Source organism: Burkholderia sp. APQ4-4ca, from assembly GCF_057837105.1.
Map to the genome: position 1 here is coordinate 2,210 of NZ_JBYQCG010000075.1, position 20,050 is coordinate 22,259.

The window sequence follows — 20,050 nt, forward strand, 5'->3', positions numbered from 1 at the left end:
TCCCCGACATCGTTGGACGGGACAATGTCCGCAAATTCCACGGCGACTTCGGGATCGGTACGACGTTCAAGGCCGACTGGACGGTGACCCATATCGCCGCAGCGGGAAACGTCGTTCTCAATGAGCGGATCGACGTCTTTCAACACGCATCAGGCGGAAAAATCACACTTCCCGTGATGGGCACACTCACCATCGTCGATGATCGAATCACGGTTTGGCGAGACTACTTCGATCCCGCGGACTTCGATCGGCAGTTGAGCGCAATCAAGCAGTAGTCTTGAACTGCGGCCGCGGATCATGCAATCCATTGCCGACGCGAGGATCATCTCGGCGCTATTCCCCGGCCGTTTCGAGCCACGCCACTGCGGCTTGTAGACATCGTCGCCAACTTGCACGAGTTCGCCACTCAATGCACAGCGCCCCTTGCGCCGTGATTTCGCGTTGACCCAGCGCTGCTCGTCATAGCGACAGCGTGTCGAGTCGCTCCACGACACGAGGACCGTCGACCCATTCAGACGCTCGACGGCGACGATGGCCCTGGCGACTTCGTCAATACCGTTCGCCCGGACGCCGGTTCCGTTCGGCTCTCGCGCTGCGCTCACGTTGCCGCGCCCCTGCTCCGGTACACGGGTTCCACCGTCGAGCATGGACGCAAGCGCCGCGATCATCTGTTCCCAGGGACTGAGGTCGTTCATGCCATGCATCTTCGAAAATGGTGTGAGAGATGCGTCCCCTCAACTCGCGGCCGGGATATGGCCGCTTTTCAGTGATGCACGCGGTATGCCACCCAGTCGATCGGCGAATGACAGGTATTGTTTCGCTTAAGGACGTTCACGACAGCGTGGAGGATACGACGTCTATTTTTTATTGAAAATTGGCGTAGGACTCCGATGTGTCATTCCACGATGGAACAGGTCAGGGATGAGCGCTTGCGCGTTGGGCCGAAGTTCCTGACGAAGGGGGTTACCCGACGCATCCGTATTAACCCTGATTAAAAATCCTTATCACGGTGAAATATTCCGCATCTTATTGAACCGATATCGGCTGGATATAGTGGCTCGCTTTCCCGCACGCGCCATCGGCGTGCGCAGATAAACGCAGGAGCCCCTTGATGACCACCGATATCCGATTCACCGAAGTCGAGGATCTGATGCCCGCCGCCGACGGGCTGCGCGAGATCCGTCACCACATCCACCACCACCCCGAACTCGCGTACGAAGAGCACGACACGGCCGCGCTCGTCGCGGACAAGCTCGAGCAATGGGGCTGGCAGGTGACGCGCGGGGTCGGCAAGACGGGCGTGGTCGGCACGCTGCGAGTGGGCGACGGCGCGCGCAGCATCGGCATTCGCGCGGACATGGACGCGCTGCCGATCGTCGAGGCGACCGGCCTGCCGTATGCGAGCGGCACGCACGGCAAGATGCACGCGTGCGGCCACGACGGCCACACGACGATGCTGCTCGGCGCCGCGCAGCATCTCGCGAAGACGCGCAACTTCTCGGGCACCGTGCACCTGTATTTCCAGCCCGCGGAAGAGCACGGCGTCGACAGCGGCGCGAAGAAGATGATCGACGACGGCCTGTTCGAGCGCTTCCCGTGCGATGCGGTGTTCGGCATGCACAACCATCCGGGCGCGGCGCCGGGCGTGTTCCTCACGCGGCGCGGCCCGTTCATGTCTGCCGGCGACAAGGCGATCATCACGATCGAAGGCGTCGGCGGCCACGCGGCGCGGCCGCATCTGACGGTCGATCCGGTCGTCGTCGCCGCGAGCATCGTGATGGCGCTGCAGACGATCGTCGCGCGCAACGTCGACCCGTCGCAGCCGGCCGTCGTCACGGTCGGCTCGATGCACGCGGGCACCGCGAACAACGTGATTCCGAACGGCGCGCGCCTCGAGCTCAGCGTGCGTTCGTTCAGCCCGGAAGTGCGCGCGCTGCTCAAGCGCCGCATCACCGAACTGGCGCAAACGCAAGCCGCGAGCTACGGCGCGAGCGCGAACGTCGAGTACATCGAGGGCTATCCGGTCGTCGTCAATACGGATGCCGAAACGGATTTCGCCGCTCAGGTCGCGCGCGAACTCGTCGGCGATGCGCACGTGGTCGAGCAGACCGATCTGCTGATGGGCAGCGAGGATTTCGCGTTCATGCTGCAGCAGCGGCCGGGCTCGTTCGTGCGGCTCGGCAACGGCGAAGGCGAGGACGGCTGCATGGTGCACAACCCGAAATACGACTTCAACGATCGCAACCTGCCGATCGGCGCGGCGTTCTGGACGCGCCTCGTCGAGCGTTACCTCGGGCGGTGATCGCAGCGGCGGCGCGCGGCCGGCGCTTCCGGCGCATTGACAGGAGAGGATAGCAATGCAGAAAGACCATCTCGCGCTGCACCCCGCGTCGGCGGAGGCCGTTGAAACCGGCACGCGCGATGCGCCTGCGGTCACCAAGCGCGGCGCGATCGCCGCGGCCGTGATCGGCAACTGGCTGGAATTCTTCGACTTCACCGTGTACGGCTTCTTCGCGGTGCTGATCGGCAAGCTGTTCTTCCCGTCGAGCGACCCGACCACGTCGCTGCTGCTGTCGGTCGCGACCTTCGCCGCCGGTTTCTTCACGCGGCCGCTGGGCAGCGTCGTGCTCGGCGTCTATGCGGACCGCAAGGGGCGCAAGGCCGCGCTGAACCTGACGATCATGCTGATGGCGCTCGGCACCGGCCTGATCGCGATCGCGCCGACCTATGCGCAGGTCGGCGTGGCCGCGCCGTTGCTCGTCGTGTTCGCGCGCTTGCTGCAGGGCTTCTCGCAGGGCGGCGAATTTGGCGCGGCGACGTCGACGCTGCTCGAACAGGGCGGCACGTCGCGCCGCGCGTTCCGCGCGAGCTGGCAGCTCGCGACGCAGGGCGGCGCCGCGCTGATGGGCTCGGGCTTCGCGGCGCTGCTGTCGAACACGATGACGAGGGATGCGCTGGAGGGCTGGGGCTGGCGGCTGCCGTTTCTCGTCGGCGTGCTGATCGCGCCGGTCGGGATGGTCCTGCGCCGCCGGCTCGCGGACGACGCGCCCGGCGACCGCCATCACGGCATCGAGCGCGGCGTGCTGCGCGAGCTGTTCTCGAATCACACGCGCACGGTGCTGCTGCTGATGCTCACGGTGATGGGCGGCACGGTGTCGACCTACATCCTGACGTTCTACATGCCGACCTACGCGATCCATACGCTCGGCCTGCCGATGAAGCTGTCGATGTTCGTCGGCGTCGCGTCGGGCTGCGTGATGCTGGTCACGTGCCCGCTGTTCGGCTGGCTGTCGGACAAACTCGGCAGCCGCCGCCTGCCGATCTTCGTCGGCCGCGGCGTGCTGGTCGTGCTGCTGTTTCCGGCGTTCTGGCTGATGAATCATCATCCGACGCTGTCGGTGATCCTGCCGCTGACGGCGCTGATGCTGCTGTTCTATTCGCTCGGTTCGGCGTCGGAAATGGCGTTGATGTGCGAGTCGCTGCCGCGCCACGTGCGGGCGACGGGCATCTCGATCGCGTATGCGCTCGCGGTGACGATCTTCGGCGGCACCGCGCAGCTGATCGCGACCTGGCTCGTGAAGACGACCGGCAGCAAGCTCGCGCCGGCCGGCTACGTGGCCGCGTGCGTGGTGCTGTCGCTGATCGCGGTCGCGATGCTGCGCGAGACGGCGCGGGAATCGCTGGACTGACCCGGCGCGCGATGCAGCAGGCAAATGTCCTGCGATTCCGCAAGCTCGCGCACGGCCACCTTCACGAGCGCGCCGGCGAACGGCCCGTGCCGCGTGATGGCTTCGGTTTCCAGCGCGAGGGAATCGGTCTGCGTGATGATCCGCAGCGTCTCGGACATCCCTTCGACGGTCGCGAGAATCGTCGGCGGCGGCTGGCCGTGCGCGTCGAAGTACGCAAGCAGCCGGTTGACGACAGGATCGGCGCTCAGTTTCGGCGAGCGCGTCGACACCCATCCATAGTCGGCCAGCTCCGCGAGCGATTGCGCGTGCATCTCCGGATGCCCGTTGCGGCAGACGTGAGCGGCGCGGCGAGCCCCTGTCCGAACGGCGCCCCGCAATTTTCGTTCTCGTCAAATTGACCGGGCGCGGCCGCGCCCCTAAATTGGTCGATGCGGAGCGCACCCCGCGTTCCGTGAGAAGGACGTTTCAAGCAGAGTCAGAGTTGAGCGGGCGGCGAATGCCGCCCGTCTTTTTATCCGCGCGATCCGCGCGATCCGCGCATGACCGTCGGGCCGATCCCGCGAGCGAAGTCACCGCTCACCCGCGCCGCGCCACCAGTTCCGAGACCGTCTGCGCGGCCTGCTGCAGCGGCCCGAGAAACTCCTTCACCATCTGCTTCGCGGTATGCCGCTGCGCGTTGCCGCTGATGTTCATCGCGGCGATGATCTGCCCGCGCCGATTGCGGATCGGCGCCGACAGCGACATCAGCCCCACTTCGAGTTCCTGGTCGACCACGGCCCAGCCCTGCTGGCGCGCCTGCGCGATCGCCGCCTTCAGTTCGCCGAGGTCGGTGATCGTGCGCGGCGTATGCGCGCGGATGCCGCTCTGCGCGAGCGTTTCGTCGAGCGCCGCGTCGTCGAGCGCGGACAGCAGCACGCGGCCCATCGACGTGCAGTACGCGGGCAGCCGGCTGCCGATCGACAGGTTGATCGTCATGATCTTGCGGGTCGGCACGCGCAGCACGTAGACGATCTCGGTGCGGTCGAGCACCGCAGCGGAGCAGCTTTCGTGGATCTGCGCGGACAGCTGCTCCATCACCGGATCGGCGAGATTCCAGAACGGCATCGACGTCAGATACGCGAAGCCGAGCTCGAGAATCTTCGGCGTGAGCCGGAACAGCCGGCCGTCGGCCTCGACGTAGCCGAGCGTCTGCAGCGTGAGCAGGATCCGGCGTGCGCCCGCGCGCGTGAGGCCGGTGGCCGACGCGACCTCGGTGAGCGTCTGCTCCGGGCGCGTCGCGTCGAACGCGCGGATCACCGCGAGGCCGCGCGCGAACGACTGCACATAGGAGTCGCCGGGTTTCGTTTGAATATCGTCGGTTGTCATGAGCGCCTGGAATGTCGTGCAGCCGAGAAGATAGCGCATGGGGCCCGACACGCCAACCGCCGGGCGGACCGCGCGCTTGACAGGTCGTCCCTGCACTCCCTATGATGCGTTGAACGTTCGATACACGATCTTATGTTCGTATATAGAACATTTAAGCGCATCCCGGCGGGCAATGCAAGGGGCGCGCCCTGTTCATTTCCCAGCCTTCCAAGGGACCGGAGACACTGATGACCGAAGCTTTTCTGTGTGATGCGATCCGTACGCCGATCGGGCGTTACGGCGGTGCACTGTCCGGCGTGCGCGCCGACGATCTGGGCGCGGTGCCGCTCAAGGCGCTCGTCGAGCGCAACCGCGACGTCGACTGGACGGCGATCGACGACGTGATCTACGGCTGCGCGAACCAGGCCGGCGAGGACAACCGCAACGTCGCGCGCATGTCGGCGCTGCTCGCGGGTTTGCCGGAAAGCGTGCCGGGTTCGACGATCAACCGCCTGTGCGGGTCGGGAATGGATGCGGTCGGCGTGGCCGCGCGCGCGATCAAGTCGGGCGAGGCCGCGCTGATGGTCGCGGGCGGCGTCGAGAGCATGACGCGCGCGCCGTTCGTGATGGGCAAGGCCGCGAGCGCGTTCGCTCGCCAGGCCGACATCTACGACACGACGATCGGCTGGCGTTTCGTCAATCCGCTGATGAAACAACTGCACGGTGTCGATTCGATGCCGGAAACCGCCGAGAACGTCGCGGTCGATTACCACATCAGCCGCGCGGATCAGGACCTGTTCGCGCTGCGCAGCCAGCAGAAGGCCGCACGCGCGCAGCAGGACGGCACGCTCGCCGAAGAAATCGTGTCGGTCACGATTGTGCAGAAGAAGGGCGACCCGCTGGTGGTGTCGCGCGACGAGCATCCACGCGAGACGTCGCTCGAGACGCTCGCGAAGCTGAAGGGCGTCGTGCGCCCGGACGGCTCGGTCACGGCCGGCAACGCGTCGGGTGTGAACGACGGCGCCGCCGCGCTGCTGCTCGCGAACGAGGCCACCGCGAAGCGCTTCGGCCTGACGCCGCGCGCCCGCGTGCTGGGCATCGCGACGGCCGGCGTCGCGCCGCGCGTGATGGGCATCGGCCCCGCGCCGGCCACGCAGAAGCTGCTCGCGCGGCTCGGGATGACGATCGACCAGTTCGACGTGATCGAGCTGAACGAAGCGTTCGCGTCGCAAGGTCTCGCGGTGCTGCGCATGCTCGGCGTCGCCGACGACGATCCTCGCGTGAACCCGAACGGCGGTGCGATCGCGCTTGGCCATCCGCTCGGCGCATCGGGTGCGCGCCTCGTAACCACCGCGATGTACCAGTTGCATCGCACGAACGGCCGCTTTGCGCTGTGCACGATGTGCATCGGCGTCGGCCAGGGCATCGCGATCGCGATCGAACGCGTGTGAGCGGTGTGATGCGGTGAAGCGGCCGGATACGCGCCGCTTTACCGCTGCGCTGTTTTCGCCACGAAGGGCGGCACGAGATGTCTCGTGCCGCCCTTCGTCGTTCACCGGCTTGCGACGGTTGCCGGAGACGCGCCGTCATCCGCGTGCCGGCCGTCAGGCCGTCGGCCCTTCCAGATGAATATCCTCGGGCTCGAGCGCGTAAAGCTCGGGATCGGGCGACGGGCTGACCGTGAAGCCGAGCCGCAGGTAGAAGTCGATCGTGCGCCGCGACGGCGTGGCCGATACGTACAGCCGCTCTGCGCCCATCGCGCGCGCCAGCGCGCGGGCCGACAGCGCGCCGCGTTCGGCGGCGGTGCGGCGCGGCATGCCTTTGGGCGGCACCATGCGATAGCCGTCCGGTTCGCGTTCTTCCGGAAACGGCATCGAGCCGCCACTGCGAAAGAATGCAGCCTGATCGCCTTCATGGCTGTCACGCGCAACCGTCGCCGTATTCCGGGACAGCCGATTCAGTCCGTGCCATGTCTTTTTCATCGGATTCGAATTCCGGTGGAACGGAGCAGGATAAGCCGATCGTTTCGCCGCACGCAACGGCCGCTGGCATTACCAATGTCGTGCTGTGCTTCGTGACGGACAGATAACGTGCGCGGGGATTATCGCCGGATTATTTGATCTAAATCATGGCAATGACCGGAGTGCCCGTTTTATTCGTTTTGAAATTAAGGTTTGCCGGTGAATTGCCGAAAGCAAGGACGAGAGGGTCGTAAAGCGAACAACCGTTTTTCGGCTACTGAGCGCGAATTCAGCGCGGCGCGGACGACAGATCCGCCTTTCGGAGCCTTGCATGCGCAACAACCAGCCCGTTACCCAACAGGAATTCGATTTTCCCGACGACGTCACGCTGATGTCGACGACCGATGCCGACAGCATCATCACCTACGCAAACACGACGTTCGCGCAGGTGAGCGGCTTCTCGACCGAGGAGCTCGTCGGCCAGCCGCACAACGTGGTGCGTCACCCGGACATGCCGAAGGAGGCGTTCGCCGACATGTGGGCGACGCTCAAGGGCGGCGAGCCGTGGACCGCGCTCGTGAAGAACCGCCGCAAGAACGGCGACCACTACTGGGTGCGTGCGAACGCGATTCCGGTGATGCGCGACGGCGCGCCGCATGGCTACATGTCGGTGCGCACGAAGGCGCCGCACGACGAGAGCAAAGCCGCGGACGCGCTGTATCGCGCGTTCCGCGACGGCAAGGCCGGCCAGCGCCGGTTCCACAAGGGGCTCGTCATTCGCACCGGGCTGCTGCGGATCGCTTCGCTGCCGCAGACGATGTCGGTGCGTGCACGCGTTCATTCGGCGCTGTGCGTGCTGGCGCCGGCGGTCGTCGGTGCGGGCTGGGCTTGCGGGCTCAGCGGTGGCGAGCTCGCGGCGTTTGCCGGCGTGACGGCTGGCGTGGCGGCCGCGGCCGGCTGGTGGCTCGACGCGCAGATCGTGCAACCGCTGAAGCGGCTGCACGAGCAGGCGCTGCACGTCGCGACCGGCGAGAGCAGGCGCGGCGTGCGGATGGACCGCGTCGACGAGATCGGCATGACGCTGCGCACGATCAACCAGCTCGGGCTGATGTTCCGCTGGCTCGTCGACGACGTCAGCGAGCAGGTTCACAACGTGCAGCGTGCGAGCAACGAGATCGCGCAGGGCAACAGCGACCTGAGCGCGCGTACCGAACAGGCCGCGTCGAGCGTGCAGCAGACGGCCGCGTCGATGGCCGAGATGACGGCGACCGTATCGAGCAACGCGGAAACGGCGCTGCAGGCGAATCAGTTGTCGGTGTCCGCGAGCGAGGCGGCCGAGCGCGGCGGGCAGGCGGTGAGCGAAGTCGTCACGACGATGAGCGAGATCACCGACAGCTCGCGCAGGATCGCCGACATCATCGGCGTGATCGACGGCATCGCGTTCCAGACCAACATCCTCGCGTTGAACGCGGCCGTCGAGGCGGCGCGCGCGGGCGAACAGGGGCGCGGCTTCGCGGTGGTAGCCGGCGAAGTGCGGGCGCTCGCGCAGCGCAGCGCGAACGCGGCGAAGGAAATCAAGACGCTGATCGGCGCGAGCGTCGAACGCGTCGAGTCGGGCGTGCGGATCGTCGATGGCGCGGGCAAGACGATGGAGGACATCGTCGCGCAGGTGAAGCGCGTGTCGGATCTGATCGCGGAGATCAGCTCGTCGACGGCCGAGCAGAGCACGGGCGTCGCGCAAGTGGACCAGGCGGTCGTGCATCTGGACAACATCACGCAACAGAACGCGGCGCTCGTCGAGCAGAGCACGGCGGCGTCGGAAAGCCTGAAGCAGCAGGCGACGCGGCTCGTGGATGCGGTGAACGTGTTCAGGTGAAGGTTGCAGCGTGCGCGACGGGCGGATTCGATCAACGACTGCGGAACGTCGCGCACGGCACATGTTCAGATTGTCGAATTCAATCGAATAACGTCAAACACGTCGTATCGACGACATTGGCGTTGCGCATTCAATCGGGCCGGACGCATTACGTCGAATGGTCGGACGAATGGCCGTCAGGTCGTCGTACGGGCATGCATTCCGGTTTATCCATAAACAAAGCATTCGACAAAAACGCGATGATGCTTATTTAATGCATATTTACCCGGGTGGGGCATAAGGTTTTCGCCGAATTTGCCGACAGTGCAGGAGCCTGACTCACACGCATGCGATTCGATCGGCATGCGCGGCATCTCGAATCAATCGACGAGCGGACGCAAGATCCGCCACCCGGAGTTCCACACCATGCGCAACAACCAGCCTGTCACGCAACGCGAATTCGAATTTGCCGATGATGCGACGCTGATGTCGACGACCGACGTCGACAGCCACATCACGTACGCGAACGCGGCGTTCATCCAGGTCAGCGGATTTTCTCCCGAGGAGATCGAAGGCCAGCCGCACAACGTGGTGCGGCATCCGGACATGCCGAAGGAAGCGTTCGCCGACATGTGGGCGACGCTCAAGGGCGGCGAGCCGTGGACCGCGCTCGTGAAGAATCGCCGCAAGAACGGCGATCACTACTGGGTGCGTGCGAACGCGATTCCGGTGATGCGCAACGGGCAGCCGAAGGGCTACATGTCGGTGCGCACGAAGGCGACGCGCGACGAGATCGCGGCCGCCGAGGCGCTGTATCGCGATTTCCGCGAAGGCAAGGCCGGCAGCCGCCGGTTCCACAAGGGATTGATCGTCCGCACGGGCGCGATGCGCGTCGCGTCGCTGTTCCAGACGATGTCGGTGCGGGCCCGGCTGGTGTCGACGCTGTGCGTGCTTGCGCCGGCCGTCATCGGCGCCGGCTGGGCGGCCGGGTTGACCGGCGGCGGGCTCGCGGCGTTCGCCGGTGCGGCGGTCGGCGTGACGGCGGCCGCCGGGCTGTGGCTCGACGCGCAGATCGTGCGGCCGCTTGGGCAGCTGCGCGACGAGGCGTTGCGCGTGGCGACCGGCGAAAGCCGCAGCGGCGTGCGGATGAACCGCGTCGACGAGATCGGCATGACGCTGCGCACGATCAACCAGCTCGGGCTGATGTTCCGCTGGCTCGTCGACGACGTCAGCGAGCAGGTGCTGAACGTGCAGCGCGCGAGCAACGAGATCGCGCAGGGCAACAGCGACCTGAGCGCGCGCACCGAGCAGGCGTCGACGAGCGTGCAGCAGACGGCCGCGTCGATGGCCGAGATGACGGCGACCGTGTCGAGCAATGCGGAAACGGCGCTGCAGGCGAATCAGTTGTCCGTTTCCGCGAGCGAGGCGGCCGGGCGCGGCGGGCAGGCGGTGAGCGAAGTCGTCGCGACGATGAACGACATCACCGACAGCTCGCGCAGGATCGCCGACATCATCGGCGTGATCGACGGCATCGCGTTCCAGACCAATATCCTCGCGCTGAACGCGGCTGTCGAGGCGGCGCGCGCGGGCGATCAAGGGCGCGGCTTCGCGGTGGTGGCCGGCGAAGTGCGGGCGCTCGCGCAGCGCAGCGCGAACGCGGCGAAGGAAATCAAGACGCTGATCGGCGCGAGCGTCGAGCGGGTCGAGTCGGGCGCGCGGATCGTCGATGGCGCGGGCAAGACGATGGAGGAGATCGTCACGCAGGTGAAGCGTGTGTCGGATCTGATCGCGGAGATCAGCTCGTCGACGGCCGAGCAGAGCACGGGTGTCGCGCAGGTCGACCAGGCGGTCGTGCATCTGGACAACATCACGCAACAGAACGCGGCGCTCGTCGAGCAGAGCACGGCGGCGTCGGAGAGCCTGAAGCAGCAGGCGACGCGGTTGGTGGAGGCGGTGAACGTGTTCCGCTGATCGCGGCAGGGGAAGGTGACGCGGGCGCGACGGAGAGGGTGCCGGCCCGCGTCGGGCCGCCCGGTTCCGGCCGGGCGGCCAGGGCCTGTCGCCGAGGCGGCAGGCCCCGACCGTCAGACGGCCAGGCAGAGGTACTTGATCACGACGTAGTCGTCGATGCCGTAGTGCGAGCCTTCGCGGCCGAGGCCCGACTGCTTGACGCCGCCGAACGGCGCGACTTCGTTCGAGATCAGGCCCGTGTTCACGCCGACCATCCCGTATTCGAGCGCTTCGGCCACCTTCCACACGCGGCCGATGTCGCGGCTGTAGAAGTACGCGGCGAGACCGAACTCGGTGTCGTTCGCGAGGCGGATCACCTCGTCGTCGCTGCCGAACTTGAACAGCGGGGCGAGCGGCCCGAACGTCTCTTCCTTCGCGACCTTCATCGCCGGCGTGACGCCCGTCAGCACGGTCGGCTCGAAGAAGCCGTGGCCGAGCGCATGGCGCTTGCCGCCCGTCACGACGGTCGCGCCCTTCGCGAGCGCGTCCTCGATGTGCGCCTCGACCTTCAGCACGGCCGCTTCGTTGATCAGCGGGCCCTGCGTGACGCCCGGCTCCGTGCCGCGGCCGACCTTCAACTGGCCGACGGCCGCCGCGAGCTTCTGCGCGAACTGGTCGTACACGGCTTCGTGCACGTAGAAGCGGTTCGTGCACACGCACGTCTGGCCGCTGTTGCGGTACTTCGACGCGATCGCGCCCTGCACGGCCGCATCGAGATCGGCATCGTCGAACACGATGAACGGCGCGTTGCCGCCAAGCTCCAGCGACACCTTCTTGACCGTCGCCGCGCATTGCGACATCAGCAGACGGCCGACCGGCGTCGAGCCGGTGAACGACAGCTTGCGCACGATCGGGTTCGACGTCAGTTCGCCGCCGATCGCCTTCGGGTCGCCCGTGACGACGCTGAACACGCCGGCCGGCACGCCCGCGCGCTCGGCCAGCACGGCCATCGCGAGCGCCGAGAACGGCGTCGCTTCGGCCGGCTTCACGACGATCGGGCAGCCCGCGGCGAGCGCCGGGCCGACCTTGCGGGTAATCATCGCCGCCGGGAAGTTCCACGGCGTGATCGCCGCGCACACGCCGATCGCTTCCTTCGTCACGACGATGCGCTTGTCGCTCGCCGGCGTCGGGATCGTGTCGCCGTACACGCGCTTGCCTTCTTCCGCGAACCACTCGAGGAACGACGCCGCGTAGCCGATCTCGCCCTTCGCCTCGGCCAGCGACTTGCCCTGCTCGGTCGTCAGGATCAGCGCGAGATCGTCGGCGTTCTCCATCATCAGGTCGTGCCACTTGCGCAGGATCGCCGCGCGTTCCTTCGCGGTCTTCTTGCGCCACGCCGGCCATGCGGCGTTCGCGGCTTCGATCGCGTGACGCGTCTCGGCCGCGCCCATCGCCGGCACGGTGCCGAGCAGGCCGCCGGTCGCCGGGTTGCGGACGTCGAACGTCTCGCCGTTCGTTGCGCGTTGCCATTCGCCGTCGATGTACGCCTGCTCGCGGAACAGCGACGGATCTTTCAGTGCCAGGGTTTCCTGAACGGTGCTCATATGAATCGCCTGCTTTGAAAAGGACGGAAGAAAACGGCCGCCGCCGTCTTCACGACGGCGGCGGCGCATTCAGTGGAAGGGAACGGGCACTCAGGCCGGCACGCCGACCGTTTCCTTCAGCACTTCCTCGAGGATCACGAGCGCTTCGTCGAACACGGCTTGCGGGATCGTCAGCGGGAACAGGAAGCGCACGACGTTCGAGTACACGCCGCACACGAGCAGCAGCAGGCCGCGCTCGAGCGCACGCGTCTGCACGCGCTTCGTGAATTCGGCATCCGGCTCGCCCGAACCCGGCTTCAGGAATTCGACCGCGATCATCGCGCCCGGGCCGCGCACGTCGGCGATCTGCGGCACGTCGGCCTGCAGCGCGTTCAGCTTCGCCTTCAGCACGTCGCCGAGCTGCGTCGCGCGCTCGCACAGCTTTTCTTCGTCGATGATCTCGAGCACCGCGTGCGCCGATGCGACGGCCAGCGGGTTGCCCGCGTAGGTGCCGCCGAGGCCGCCGGGCGCCGCCGCGTCCATCAGGTCCGCACGGCCGACGACGCCCGACAGCGGCATGCCGCCCGCGAGGCTCTTCGCCATCGTGATCAGGTCGGCCAGCACGTCGTAGTGCTGCATCGCGAACAGCTTGCCGGTGCGCGCGAAGCCCGTCTGGACTTCGTCGGCGATCAGCAGGATGCCGTGCTCGTTACAGATCTTGCGCAGCGCGCGCACGAATTCGGCCGGCGCCGCGTAGAAGCCGCCTTCGCCCTGGACCGGTTCGAAGATGATCGCGGCGACGCGCTTCGGATCGATGTCGGCCTTGAACAGCATCTCGATCGCCTTGATCGAGTCGGCCGTCGTCACGCCGTGCACCGCGTTCGGGTACGGCGCGTGGAACACGTCGCCCGGGAACGGGCCGAAGTTCAGCTTGTACGGCGCGACCTTGCCGGTCAGCGCCATGCCCATCATCGTGCGACCGTGGAAGCCGCCCGAGAATGCGATCACGCCCGGACGGCCGGTTGCCGCGCGCGCGATCTTGATCGCGTTTTCGACGGCTTCCGCGCCGGTGGTGAAGAACGCCGTCTTTTTCGGGAAGTCGCCCGGCGCGCGCGCGTTGATCTTCTCGGCCAGCTCGACGTACGACGCGTACGGGACGATCTGGTAAGCGGTGTGCGTGAAGTGGTTCAGCTGATCGGCGATCGCCTTGACGATCTTCGGGTGGCGATGGCCCGTGTTCAGCACCGCGATACCGGCGGCGAAATCGATGAAGCGGCGGCCTTCGACGTCCCACAGCTCCGCGTTCTCGGCGCGGGCTGCGTAGAAATCGCACATCACGCCGACGCCGCGCGGGGTGGCGGCGTTCTTGCGGGCCTGCAGGTCGGCATTCTTCACGGTCATCTCCTTGATGTTCTGTCCGGTGGGATAAAAAACGGCCGCGTTGGCAGCCCATGGAGGCGACTATAATCACATTTGGCTCTGGCAATCAGAGCCATTTCAATAAATATTCAGGAGCCAATCATGCGCGCGAGCGTGTTGTCGGACTGGCTGGCGCAGCGCCTCGTGCGCGGCGGCGAACAGCCGATCTACCGGCAGTTGCACCGGCTGCTGCAACAGGCAATCCTGTCGCGCGAACTGCCGGCCGGTACGCGCGTGCCGTCGTCGCGGCTGCTGGCCGCCGAGCTCGGGATCGCGCGCAACACGGTCACGCAGGTTTACGAACAGCTTTCGCTCGAAGGCTACGTGAACTCGGCGACGGGCCGCGGCACGTTCGTCGCCGACAGCGCGCCGGACGAGATCGTCGGCGCACCGCCCGACGCGGCGGCCGGCCCGGCCGTCGCGACGCCGTCCGCGCGGCGGCTGTCCGCGCGCGGCACGCGGCTCGTCGAAGGCGCCGGCGTGTCGAAGCGCCAGGGCGGCGCGTTCATGCCGGGCGTGCCCGATGTGTCGCGCTTTCCGGCGCGCGTGTGGACGCGGCTGCACAACAAGTACTGGCGGCGCCTGCGCCCGGACCTGCTGACCTACGCGCCCGGCGGCGGCCTCGCGCTGCTGCGCGAGGCGCTGGCCGACTACCTGCGCACGTCGCGCTCGGTGCGCTGCACGCCCGAGCAGATCGTGATCACGACCGGCATCCACCAGTCGATCGACCTCGCGGTGCGCCTGCTGACCGACCCGGGCGACGCGATCTGGACCGAGGATCCGTGCTACTGGGGCGTGCGCAGCGTGCTGAACGTGTCGGGGCTCACCACGCGGCCGATTCCGGTCGACGACGAAGGCATCGCGCCGTCGGCCGCCGATCTGGCCGAGCCGCCGAAGCTGATGCTCGTCACGCCGTCGCACCAGTATCCGCTCGGGATGGTGATGAGCCTCGCGCGGCGGCGGATGCTGCTCGAATACGCGCGCCAGCACGGCTGCTGGATCATCGAGGACGACTACGACAGCGAATTCCGCTACGGCAGCCGGCCGCTCGCGTCGCTGCAGGGCCTCGACACGGCCGGGCAGGTGATCTACGTCGGCAGTTTCGGCAAGACGCTGTTCCCGGGGCTGCGGGTCGGCTACCTGGTCGCGCCGGAGCCGCTCGCGGAAAGCTTCGCGACCGCGAGCGCCGAGCTGTATCGCGAAGGGCAGTTGCTGCAGCAGGCGGTGCTCGCCGAATTCATCGCGGAAGGACATTTCGTGTCGCATATCCGCAAGATGCGCACGCTGTACGGGCAGCGCCGCGAGGTGCTGCTCGACGCGGTCGCGCGGCGCTACGGCGATACGCTGCACGCGCTCGGCAGCGACGCGGGGCTGCACCTGGTCACGCGATTGCCCGATGGCGTCGACGATCGCGCGCTTGCGCAGGCCGCGCTGGAGCGCAACATCGTCGTGCGGCCGCTGTCCGGGTATTACGCGGATCGCTCGCGCGCCGCATCGGGCTTGCTGCTCGGCTATGCGTGCGTGCCGGAAGACGAGATCGGGACCGCGTTCGCGACCCTCGCCGAGGCGATCGACGAGCGGGCGTTCGGCGGGGCCGTCGCGCTGGCTTGACGCGCGAGCACTGCAATATCGACTGGTTGCGATTCCGTCAAAGGCCGGTCGAAGCGCGATTCTCTTCTCGACGTGCAGCGCATCGGGCGCGCTCGCGCCGAATTGTCGATAATAGAAGGTTGTTATTTACCGGATGCCGACGATGACCGAAGCCACCCAAGCCCAGCCTGCCGTTCCGCGCCTCACGAGCCTGTCGCACGGGGGCGGCTGCGGCTGCAAGATCGCGCCGGGCGTGCTGTCCGAGCTGCTCAAGCGCGCGACGCCGCCCGCGCTGTTCCCCGATCTGCTGGTCGGCACCGAGACGTCCGACGACGCGGCCGTCTACCGGCTCAACGACGAGCAGGCGATCGTCGCCACCACCGATTTCTTCATGCCGATCGTCGACGATCCGTTCGACTTCGGCCGTATCGCGGCCACCAATGCGCTGTCCGACGTCTATGCGATGGGCGGCAAGCCGATCCTCGCGCTCGCGCTGGTCGGCATGCCGATCAACGTGCTGCCGCACGAGACGATCGCGGCCGTGCTGCGCGGTGGCGAATCGGTGTGCGCGGAGGCCGGCATTCCGGTCGCGGGCGGCCATTCGATCGATTCGGTCGAGCCGATCTACGGGCTCGCGGCGATCGGCGTCGTGCATCCGTCGCGCGTGAAGCGCAACGCGGCCGCGCGCGCGGGCGACGTGCTCGTGCTCGGCAAGCCGCTCGGCGTCGGCGTGCTGTCGGCCGCGCTGAAGAAGAACCAGCTCGATGCCGACGGGTACGCGCAGATGGTTGCGACCACCACCAAGCTCAACCGGCCGGGCGCCGAGCTCGCCGCGCTGCCGGGCGTGCATGCACTGACCGACGTCACGGGCTTCGGGCTGCTTGGCCATACGCTCGAACTGGCGCGCGGCGCGCAACTCACCGCGCGCGTGCACTACGCGTCGCTGCCGTGGCTCGCGGGCGTCGAGACGTTCGTTGCGGACGGCGTGTTCACCGGCGCGTCGGGCCGCAACTGGGCCGCGTACGGCGCCGACGTGCGGCTCGCCGACGGGCTGCCGCCCGTCGCGCAGGCGTTGCTGACCGATCCGCAGACGTCGGGCGGGCTGCTGGTCGCGTGTGCACCCGAGGCCGTCGATGACGTGCTCGCCTGCTTCCGCGCCGACGGTTTCGGCCGCGCGGCCGTGATCGGCGAGATGGTGGACGGGCCGTCGCGCGTCGACGTCGCCTGATTTCGGATACACACGCCCGATCGTTTCGACGTCGCTGGAATCGGTGTCTTCCATCGACGATATCGATGCCATCGACGACTGATGAACGACTTCCTGTTCGGGCTGATGATCGCGCTGTCGGTCGGGCCCGTCGCACTGATGATCGCGAACTACGGCATGCGCGCCGGCACGGCGACCGGCGTGCGCGCGGCGATCGGCGTGGCCGCTGCCGACGGTTGCTATGCGGTCGTCGCGTTTACGATCGGCACTTCGTGAAATCGCCGGGTGGCTCGCGGCGAGCCATGTGGTCGCCGCACGCGTCGTGCTCGGTTACGGCGTCGCGGGCCTGATGCGCGTGTAGCGTGGCGAGAAGCAGCCAACGTCGCGTGTCGCCGCGAACCCGATAGCATTCCTGATGTTTGCAACGCCGCGACGAACACGCGTTTTCCATCACGCAACATGCACGCGGTCGCGCGAAACACGGCCAGCCGTTTCGTAGTCGGGTTCCGCATCGCGCACGCCCGTTCTATACTCGTCGCGCAGTCTCCGACAGCCGTTCTCACTCAACATCATCGAAACAAGGAACGCCGATGCTGACTCGCTCCATCCTTTCCGCCGCCGCCTTCTCGCTCGCCGCCTGTGCGACCGCGCCGTCGATCGCGCAGGACAACCAGGGCAACGATGCAGGCAACGCCGCATTCGCCGAGACCGGCTCGCATGGCCGCCCGGTCAAGGTCATGATCATCACGATGTTCGGCCCGGAAGGCCAGGCGTGGCTCGACCGGCTCGGCCCGTGGCGCGACATCACCGTGCCGGGCCTGTCGCCCGACTATCCGGCCGTCCACTGCAACAAGCAGGACGTATGCGTGGTGACGACCGGCATGGGCTATGCGAATGCATCGGCGACGATCATGGCTCTCACGTTCTCGCAGCGCTTCGATCTGCGCCGCACGTATTTCCTGGTCTCGGGCATCGCGGGCGTCGATCCTGCACAGGGCACGGTCGGCTCGGCCGCGTGGTCGAAATACCTCGTCGATTTCAGTCTGCAGTGGGAGCTCGATGCACGCGAGATTCCGGCCGGGTGGAACACCGGCTTTCTCGGTATCAACACGAAGAGCCCGAACGACAAGCCGCCGCTCGACTATCGCACCGAAGTGTTCCAGCTCAACCCGCAGTTGACCGATGCCGCGTATGCGTTGTCGCGCAACGTCGTGCTCGCCGACAGCGCACAGGCGCAGGCCGCGCGCGCGAAGTTCACGTACGCGCCGGCGAACCGGCCGCCGACGGTGATTCAGTGCGACACGTCATCGGGCAACACGTGGTTCTCGGGCACGCTGATCGGCGAGCGCGCGCGCCAGTGGACCAAGATCCTGACGGACGGCAAGGGCACCTACTGCATGACCGCGCAGGAAGACAACGCGACGTTCGAAGCGCTCAAGCGCGCGGCGAGCGTGAAGCGCGTGGACCTGTCGCGCGTCGCCGTGCTGCGCACGGGGTCCGACTTCGACCGGCCGTATGCAGGGCAGACGAGCGCCGACAACCTGCTGAACTATGCGGATCAAGGCGGCTTCGCACCGGCGACCGAAAACCTGTACCGCGCGGGCAATCCGCTGGTGCAGGACATCGTCACGCACTGGGGCGAATGGCGTGATGGGGTGCCGCGTCGCTGATCGCCGCAGGACGGTATCGGCGACGCGTCGGCGCGAGCCTCAATGCGATTGCGGCCCGGAACGGAACGGCGTCCACACCGGCGTGGTGTCGTCCCATTGATCGAGCGGCGAAGGAAGTTGATCGTTCATCATGTGCTCCTGTAACTCTGTAACTGACTGAGTCGGCAACTCGTCGATAAATGCGTTCGAGACGCCGCGCACGGGGCAACCTGCTGCGCGGCGTCGCGCGTTTACCGACCCCCGCCGGCGAGCTGGTTGCCTTCCGGGATCGGGCGATACGGGCCTTGTGCGAGTTCGAGCCCCTGCGGATACGAGGTCGCCTTGCGCAGATACGCGAGCGTGCCGTCCTTGCGCGCTTGCTCGACTTCCGCGCTCACTTCGGCGCGCGTACGCGGGCCGTTGTGCTGCGCGTACCGCGACGTGGTGGCGTAGCCGCCGGCGGGCGCGGTGCCCGAATCGGCGAAAGCGGGAGCGGACACGGCGAGCGTGAGGGCAAGGACCGAGAGAAGATGGCGGCGGTTCATGGCGTAACTCCTAGAGATGTCGGAGCTGGCGCCCGAGCGCTGACTCCGGTCCCGCCAGGCGGGATCTGTTCGATGCGCAACGAGGTGCGCGACAGGGTTTACTCTAGGTATCCGTTCCGTCGCGATAAATGCGGCAGACGCGAATTGAATTGTCGCTGTACTGGAACAATTGGAATCCGCACACGCAGTGAGGACATGCGCGCAGCCTTGCCTGGCGCGGCTGACAGCGGGATACGGCGGGTCGGACGGCGCGCGCCCCGGCGATCGGTGCGAGTGCGGCAATAGTCCTTTGCGCACGATGGCAGGATGCCGCGGCGCGTGCCGGGCGTCGCGCGTCGTGCCGACGGGCACGGCCGGCTACGCCGTCCGACGGTGGAGGGCGGGTCAGATCGCTTCGAGCCGGTAGCCCAGCGTATAGACCGCGCTGAGGCGTACGCCGTTCGACGGCTGCAGCGCGAGCTTCATGCGCAGCCGGTAGATATGCGTGTCGAGGCTGCGCGACACGCCTGCCATGTCGCGCCCCCAGAGCGACCGAATCAGCGTATCGCGCGGCATGATGCGCCCGGGATTGCGAAACAGCAGCACGGCGAGATCGAACTCGCGCGGCGTCAGCTTGACCGGCACGCCGTTCAACATCGCGGTGCGCGTCGTCGTGTCGATCGCGTAGCTGCCGAGATTGAGCACGTTGTGCCGGCTGTTGCCGCCGTGATAGGCGCGCCTGAGCAATGCATTGCTCCGTGCCAGCAATTCGAACCGGTTGATCGGCTTCACCATGTAGTCGTCCGCCCCCGCGTTCATCGCGGAGAAGATCTCGTCCTCGCGCATGCGGTTGGTCAGAAAAAGGATGGGCAGGCGGCCGCCGATGCGTTCGCGCGTCCACTGAAGTACCTCGAATCCGGACATGCCGGGCACCAGCCAGTCGAGAATCAGCAGGTCGACCACCGAACTCTCAAGGTGGCGAATGGCCTGGTTGCCGTTACTCACCGCATGCACGCGATAGCCGGCCATTTCCAGGATCGAGGCGATCAATTCGACATAGGCGGGATCATCCTCGAGATAGAGGACGTTCATATGCGTACTCCTTCGATGTTGACCGGAGCGATCGGGCCGTGTCGTGCATCCAGGCGGGAATGGATGATTCGACGCGGCGCGCGACGATCGGCAGCACCTAATTTGCCGCGATATGCGCGTCGATGCGTTGGAAAAATTGTCAACGATTTTGAACGTTGGAAATGCGCGAATGTAGAGCAATGACTCA

General features: G+C 66.8%; 17 protein-coding genes and 2 pseudogenes. 10 read left to right on the forward strand and 9 right to left on the reverse strand.

What is annotated here, in order from left to right; genetic code table 11:
• Window positions 1-53 precede the first annotated feature (53 nt).
• Window positions 54-275: a limonene-1,2-epoxide hydrolase family protein gene (locus tag AC3IFE_RS08250; RefSeq protein ID WP_489190199.1), complete on the forward strand. Its 222-nt coding sequence runs from the start codon at window positions 54-56 to the stop codon at window positions 273-275.
• A 42-nt stretch (window positions 276-317) separates the two neighbouring features.
• On the opposite strand, the pseudogene AC3IFE_RS08255 reads toward AC3IFE_RS08250, so the two are convergent.
• A pseudogene (locus AC3IFE_RS08255) lies at window positions 318-704 on the reverse strand (DUF3331 domain-containing protein); the annotation flags it as partial.
• Between the two features lie 407 nt (window positions 705-1,111).
• Here AC3IFE_RS08255 and AC3IFE_RS08260 point away from each other — a divergent pair.
• Together AC3IFE_RS08260 and AC3IFE_RS08265 are read left to right on the forward strand one after the other, a co-directional pair.
• Window positions 1,112-2,302, forward strand: coding sequence for a M20 aminoacylase family protein (locus AC3IFE_RS08260; protein WP_089470698.1), 1,191 nt, complete (start codon window positions 1,112-1,114; stop codon window positions 2,300-2,302).
• 55 nt (window positions 2,303-2,357) lie between these two features.
• Window positions 2,358-3,689, forward strand: coding sequence for an MFS transporter (locus tag AC3IFE_RS08265; RefSeq protein ID WP_301737274.1), 1,332 nt, complete (start codon window positions 2,358-2,360; stop codon window positions 3,687-3,689).
• Here the strand turns inward: AC3IFE_RS08265 and AC3IFE_RS08270 are convergent.
• Window positions 3,611-4,000, reverse strand: a complete 390-nt coding sequence (locus AC3IFE_RS08270; protein ID WP_489190186.1) for a type 2 periplasmic-binding domain-containing protein — start codon at window positions 3,998-4,000, stop codon at window positions 3,611-3,613. The genes AC3IFE_RS08265 and AC3IFE_RS08270 overlap by 79 nt on opposite strands.
• Window positions 4,001-4,265: 265 nt before the next feature.
• Window positions 4,266-5,054, reverse strand: coding sequence for an IclR family transcriptional regulator (locus AC3IFE_RS08275; protein WP_179233545.1), 789 nt, complete (start codon window positions 5,052-5,054; stop codon window positions 4,266-4,268).
• Between the two features lie 227 nt (window positions 5,055-5,281).
• Between AC3IFE_RS08275 and pcaF the strand changes: the two genes are divergently transcribed.
• Window positions 5,282-6,484: a 3-oxoadipyl-CoA thiolase gene (pcaF, locus tag AC3IFE_RS08280; protein WP_489190188.1), complete on the forward strand. Its 1,203-nt coding sequence runs from the start codon at window positions 5,282-5,284 to the stop codon at window positions 6,482-6,484.
• A gap of 153 nt (window positions 6,485-6,637) precedes the next feature.
• Here pcaF and AC3IFE_RS08285 read toward each other — a convergent pair whose 3' ends face one another.
• On the reverse strand, window positions 6,638-7,015 hold the full coding sequence (locus AC3IFE_RS08285; protein WP_489190189.1) for a hypothetical protein: 378 nt from the start codon (window positions 7,013-7,015) through the stop codon (window positions 6,638-6,640).
• Between the two features lie 310 nt (window positions 7,016-7,325).
• Between AC3IFE_RS08285 and AC3IFE_RS08290 the strand changes: the two genes are divergently transcribed.
• Complete coding sequence (locus AC3IFE_RS08290; protein WP_489190190.1) at window positions 7,326-8,870, forward strand: methyl-accepting chemotaxis protein; 1,545 nt, start codon at window positions 7,326-7,328, stop codon at window positions 8,868-8,870.
• Between the two features lie 405 nt (window positions 8,871-9,275).
• Entirely contained in the window at window positions 9,276-10,820 is a 1,545-nt protein-coding gene (locus AC3IFE_RS08295; RefSeq protein ID WP_489190191.1) for a methyl-accepting chemotaxis protein, read from the forward strand.
• A 113-nt stretch (window positions 10,821-10,933) separates the two neighbouring features.
• Here the strand turns inward: AC3IFE_RS08295 and gabD are convergent, their stop codons facing one another.
• Window positions 10,934-12,403 carry an NADP-dependent succinate-semialdehyde dehydrogenase gene (gabD, locus tag AC3IFE_RS08300; protein ID WP_489190192.1) on the reverse strand — a complete coding sequence of 490 codons (1,470 nt, stop codon included), beginning with the start codon at window positions 12,401-12,403 and terminating at the stop codon, window positions 10,934-10,936.
• A gap of 90 nt (window positions 12,404-12,493) precedes the next feature.
• Window positions 12,494-13,777 (reverse strand): 4-aminobutyrate--2-oxoglutarate transaminase, encoded by a 1,284-nt coding sequence (locus tag AC3IFE_RS08305; protein ID WP_089470924.1) that lies wholly within the window; start codon window positions 13,775-13,777, stop codon window positions 12,494-12,496.
• A gap of 126 nt (window positions 13,778-13,903) precedes the next feature.
• Here AC3IFE_RS08305 and pdxR point away from each other — a divergent pair, with 126 nt between their 5' ends.
• From pdxR to AC3IFE_RS08325, 4 genes and pseudogenes are all read left to right on the forward strand, one after another.
• On the forward strand, window positions 13,904-15,412 hold the full coding sequence (pdxR, locus tag AC3IFE_RS08310; RefSeq protein WP_489190193.1) for a MocR-like pyridoxine biosynthesis transcription factor PdxR: 1,509 nt from the start codon (window positions 13,904-13,906) through the stop codon (window positions 15,410-15,412).
• Window positions 15,413-15,554: 142 nt separating this feature from the next.
• A complete protein-coding gene (gene selD / locus AC3IFE_RS08315) occupies window positions 15,555-16,619 on the forward strand; it encodes a selenide, water dikinase SelD (RefSeq protein WP_489190195.1) in 1,065 nt (354 codons plus the stop codon).
• Between the two features lie 81 nt (window positions 16,620-16,700).
• Window positions 16,701-16,865 (forward strand): annotated as a pseudogene (locus tag AC3IFE_RS08320) (LysE family translocator); the annotation flags it as partial.
• A 323-nt stretch (window positions 16,866-17,188) separates the two neighbouring features.
• On the forward strand, window positions 17,189-18,268 hold the full coding sequence (locus tag AC3IFE_RS08325) for a purine-nucleoside phosphorylase (protein ID WP_069621527.1): 1,080 nt from the start codon (window positions 17,189-17,191) through the stop codon (window positions 18,266-18,268).
• A 230-nt stretch (window positions 18,269-18,498) separates the two neighbouring features.
• On the opposite strand, the gene AC3IFE_RS08330 is transcribed toward AC3IFE_RS08325, so the two are convergent.
• The 3 genes from AC3IFE_RS08330 to AC3IFE_RS08340 all read right to left on the reverse strand — a co-directional run.
• A complete protein-coding gene (locus tag AC3IFE_RS08330) occupies window positions 18,499-18,792 on the reverse strand; it encodes a DUF4148 domain-containing protein (protein WP_489190196.1) in 294 nt (97 codons plus the stop codon).
• Between the two features lie 384 nt (window positions 18,793-19,176).
• On the reverse strand, window positions 19,177-19,863 hold the full coding sequence (locus AC3IFE_RS08335) for a response regulator transcription factor (protein ID WP_089470690.1): 687 nt from the start codon (window positions 19,861-19,863) through the stop codon (window positions 19,177-19,179).
• Window positions 19,860-20,050 (reverse strand): hypothetical protein (locus tag AC3IFE_RS08340; protein ID WP_489190197.1); only part of this gene is annotated, 191 nt, incomplete at its 5' end. The genes AC3IFE_RS08340 and AC3IFE_RS08335, both read right to left, overlap by 4 nt.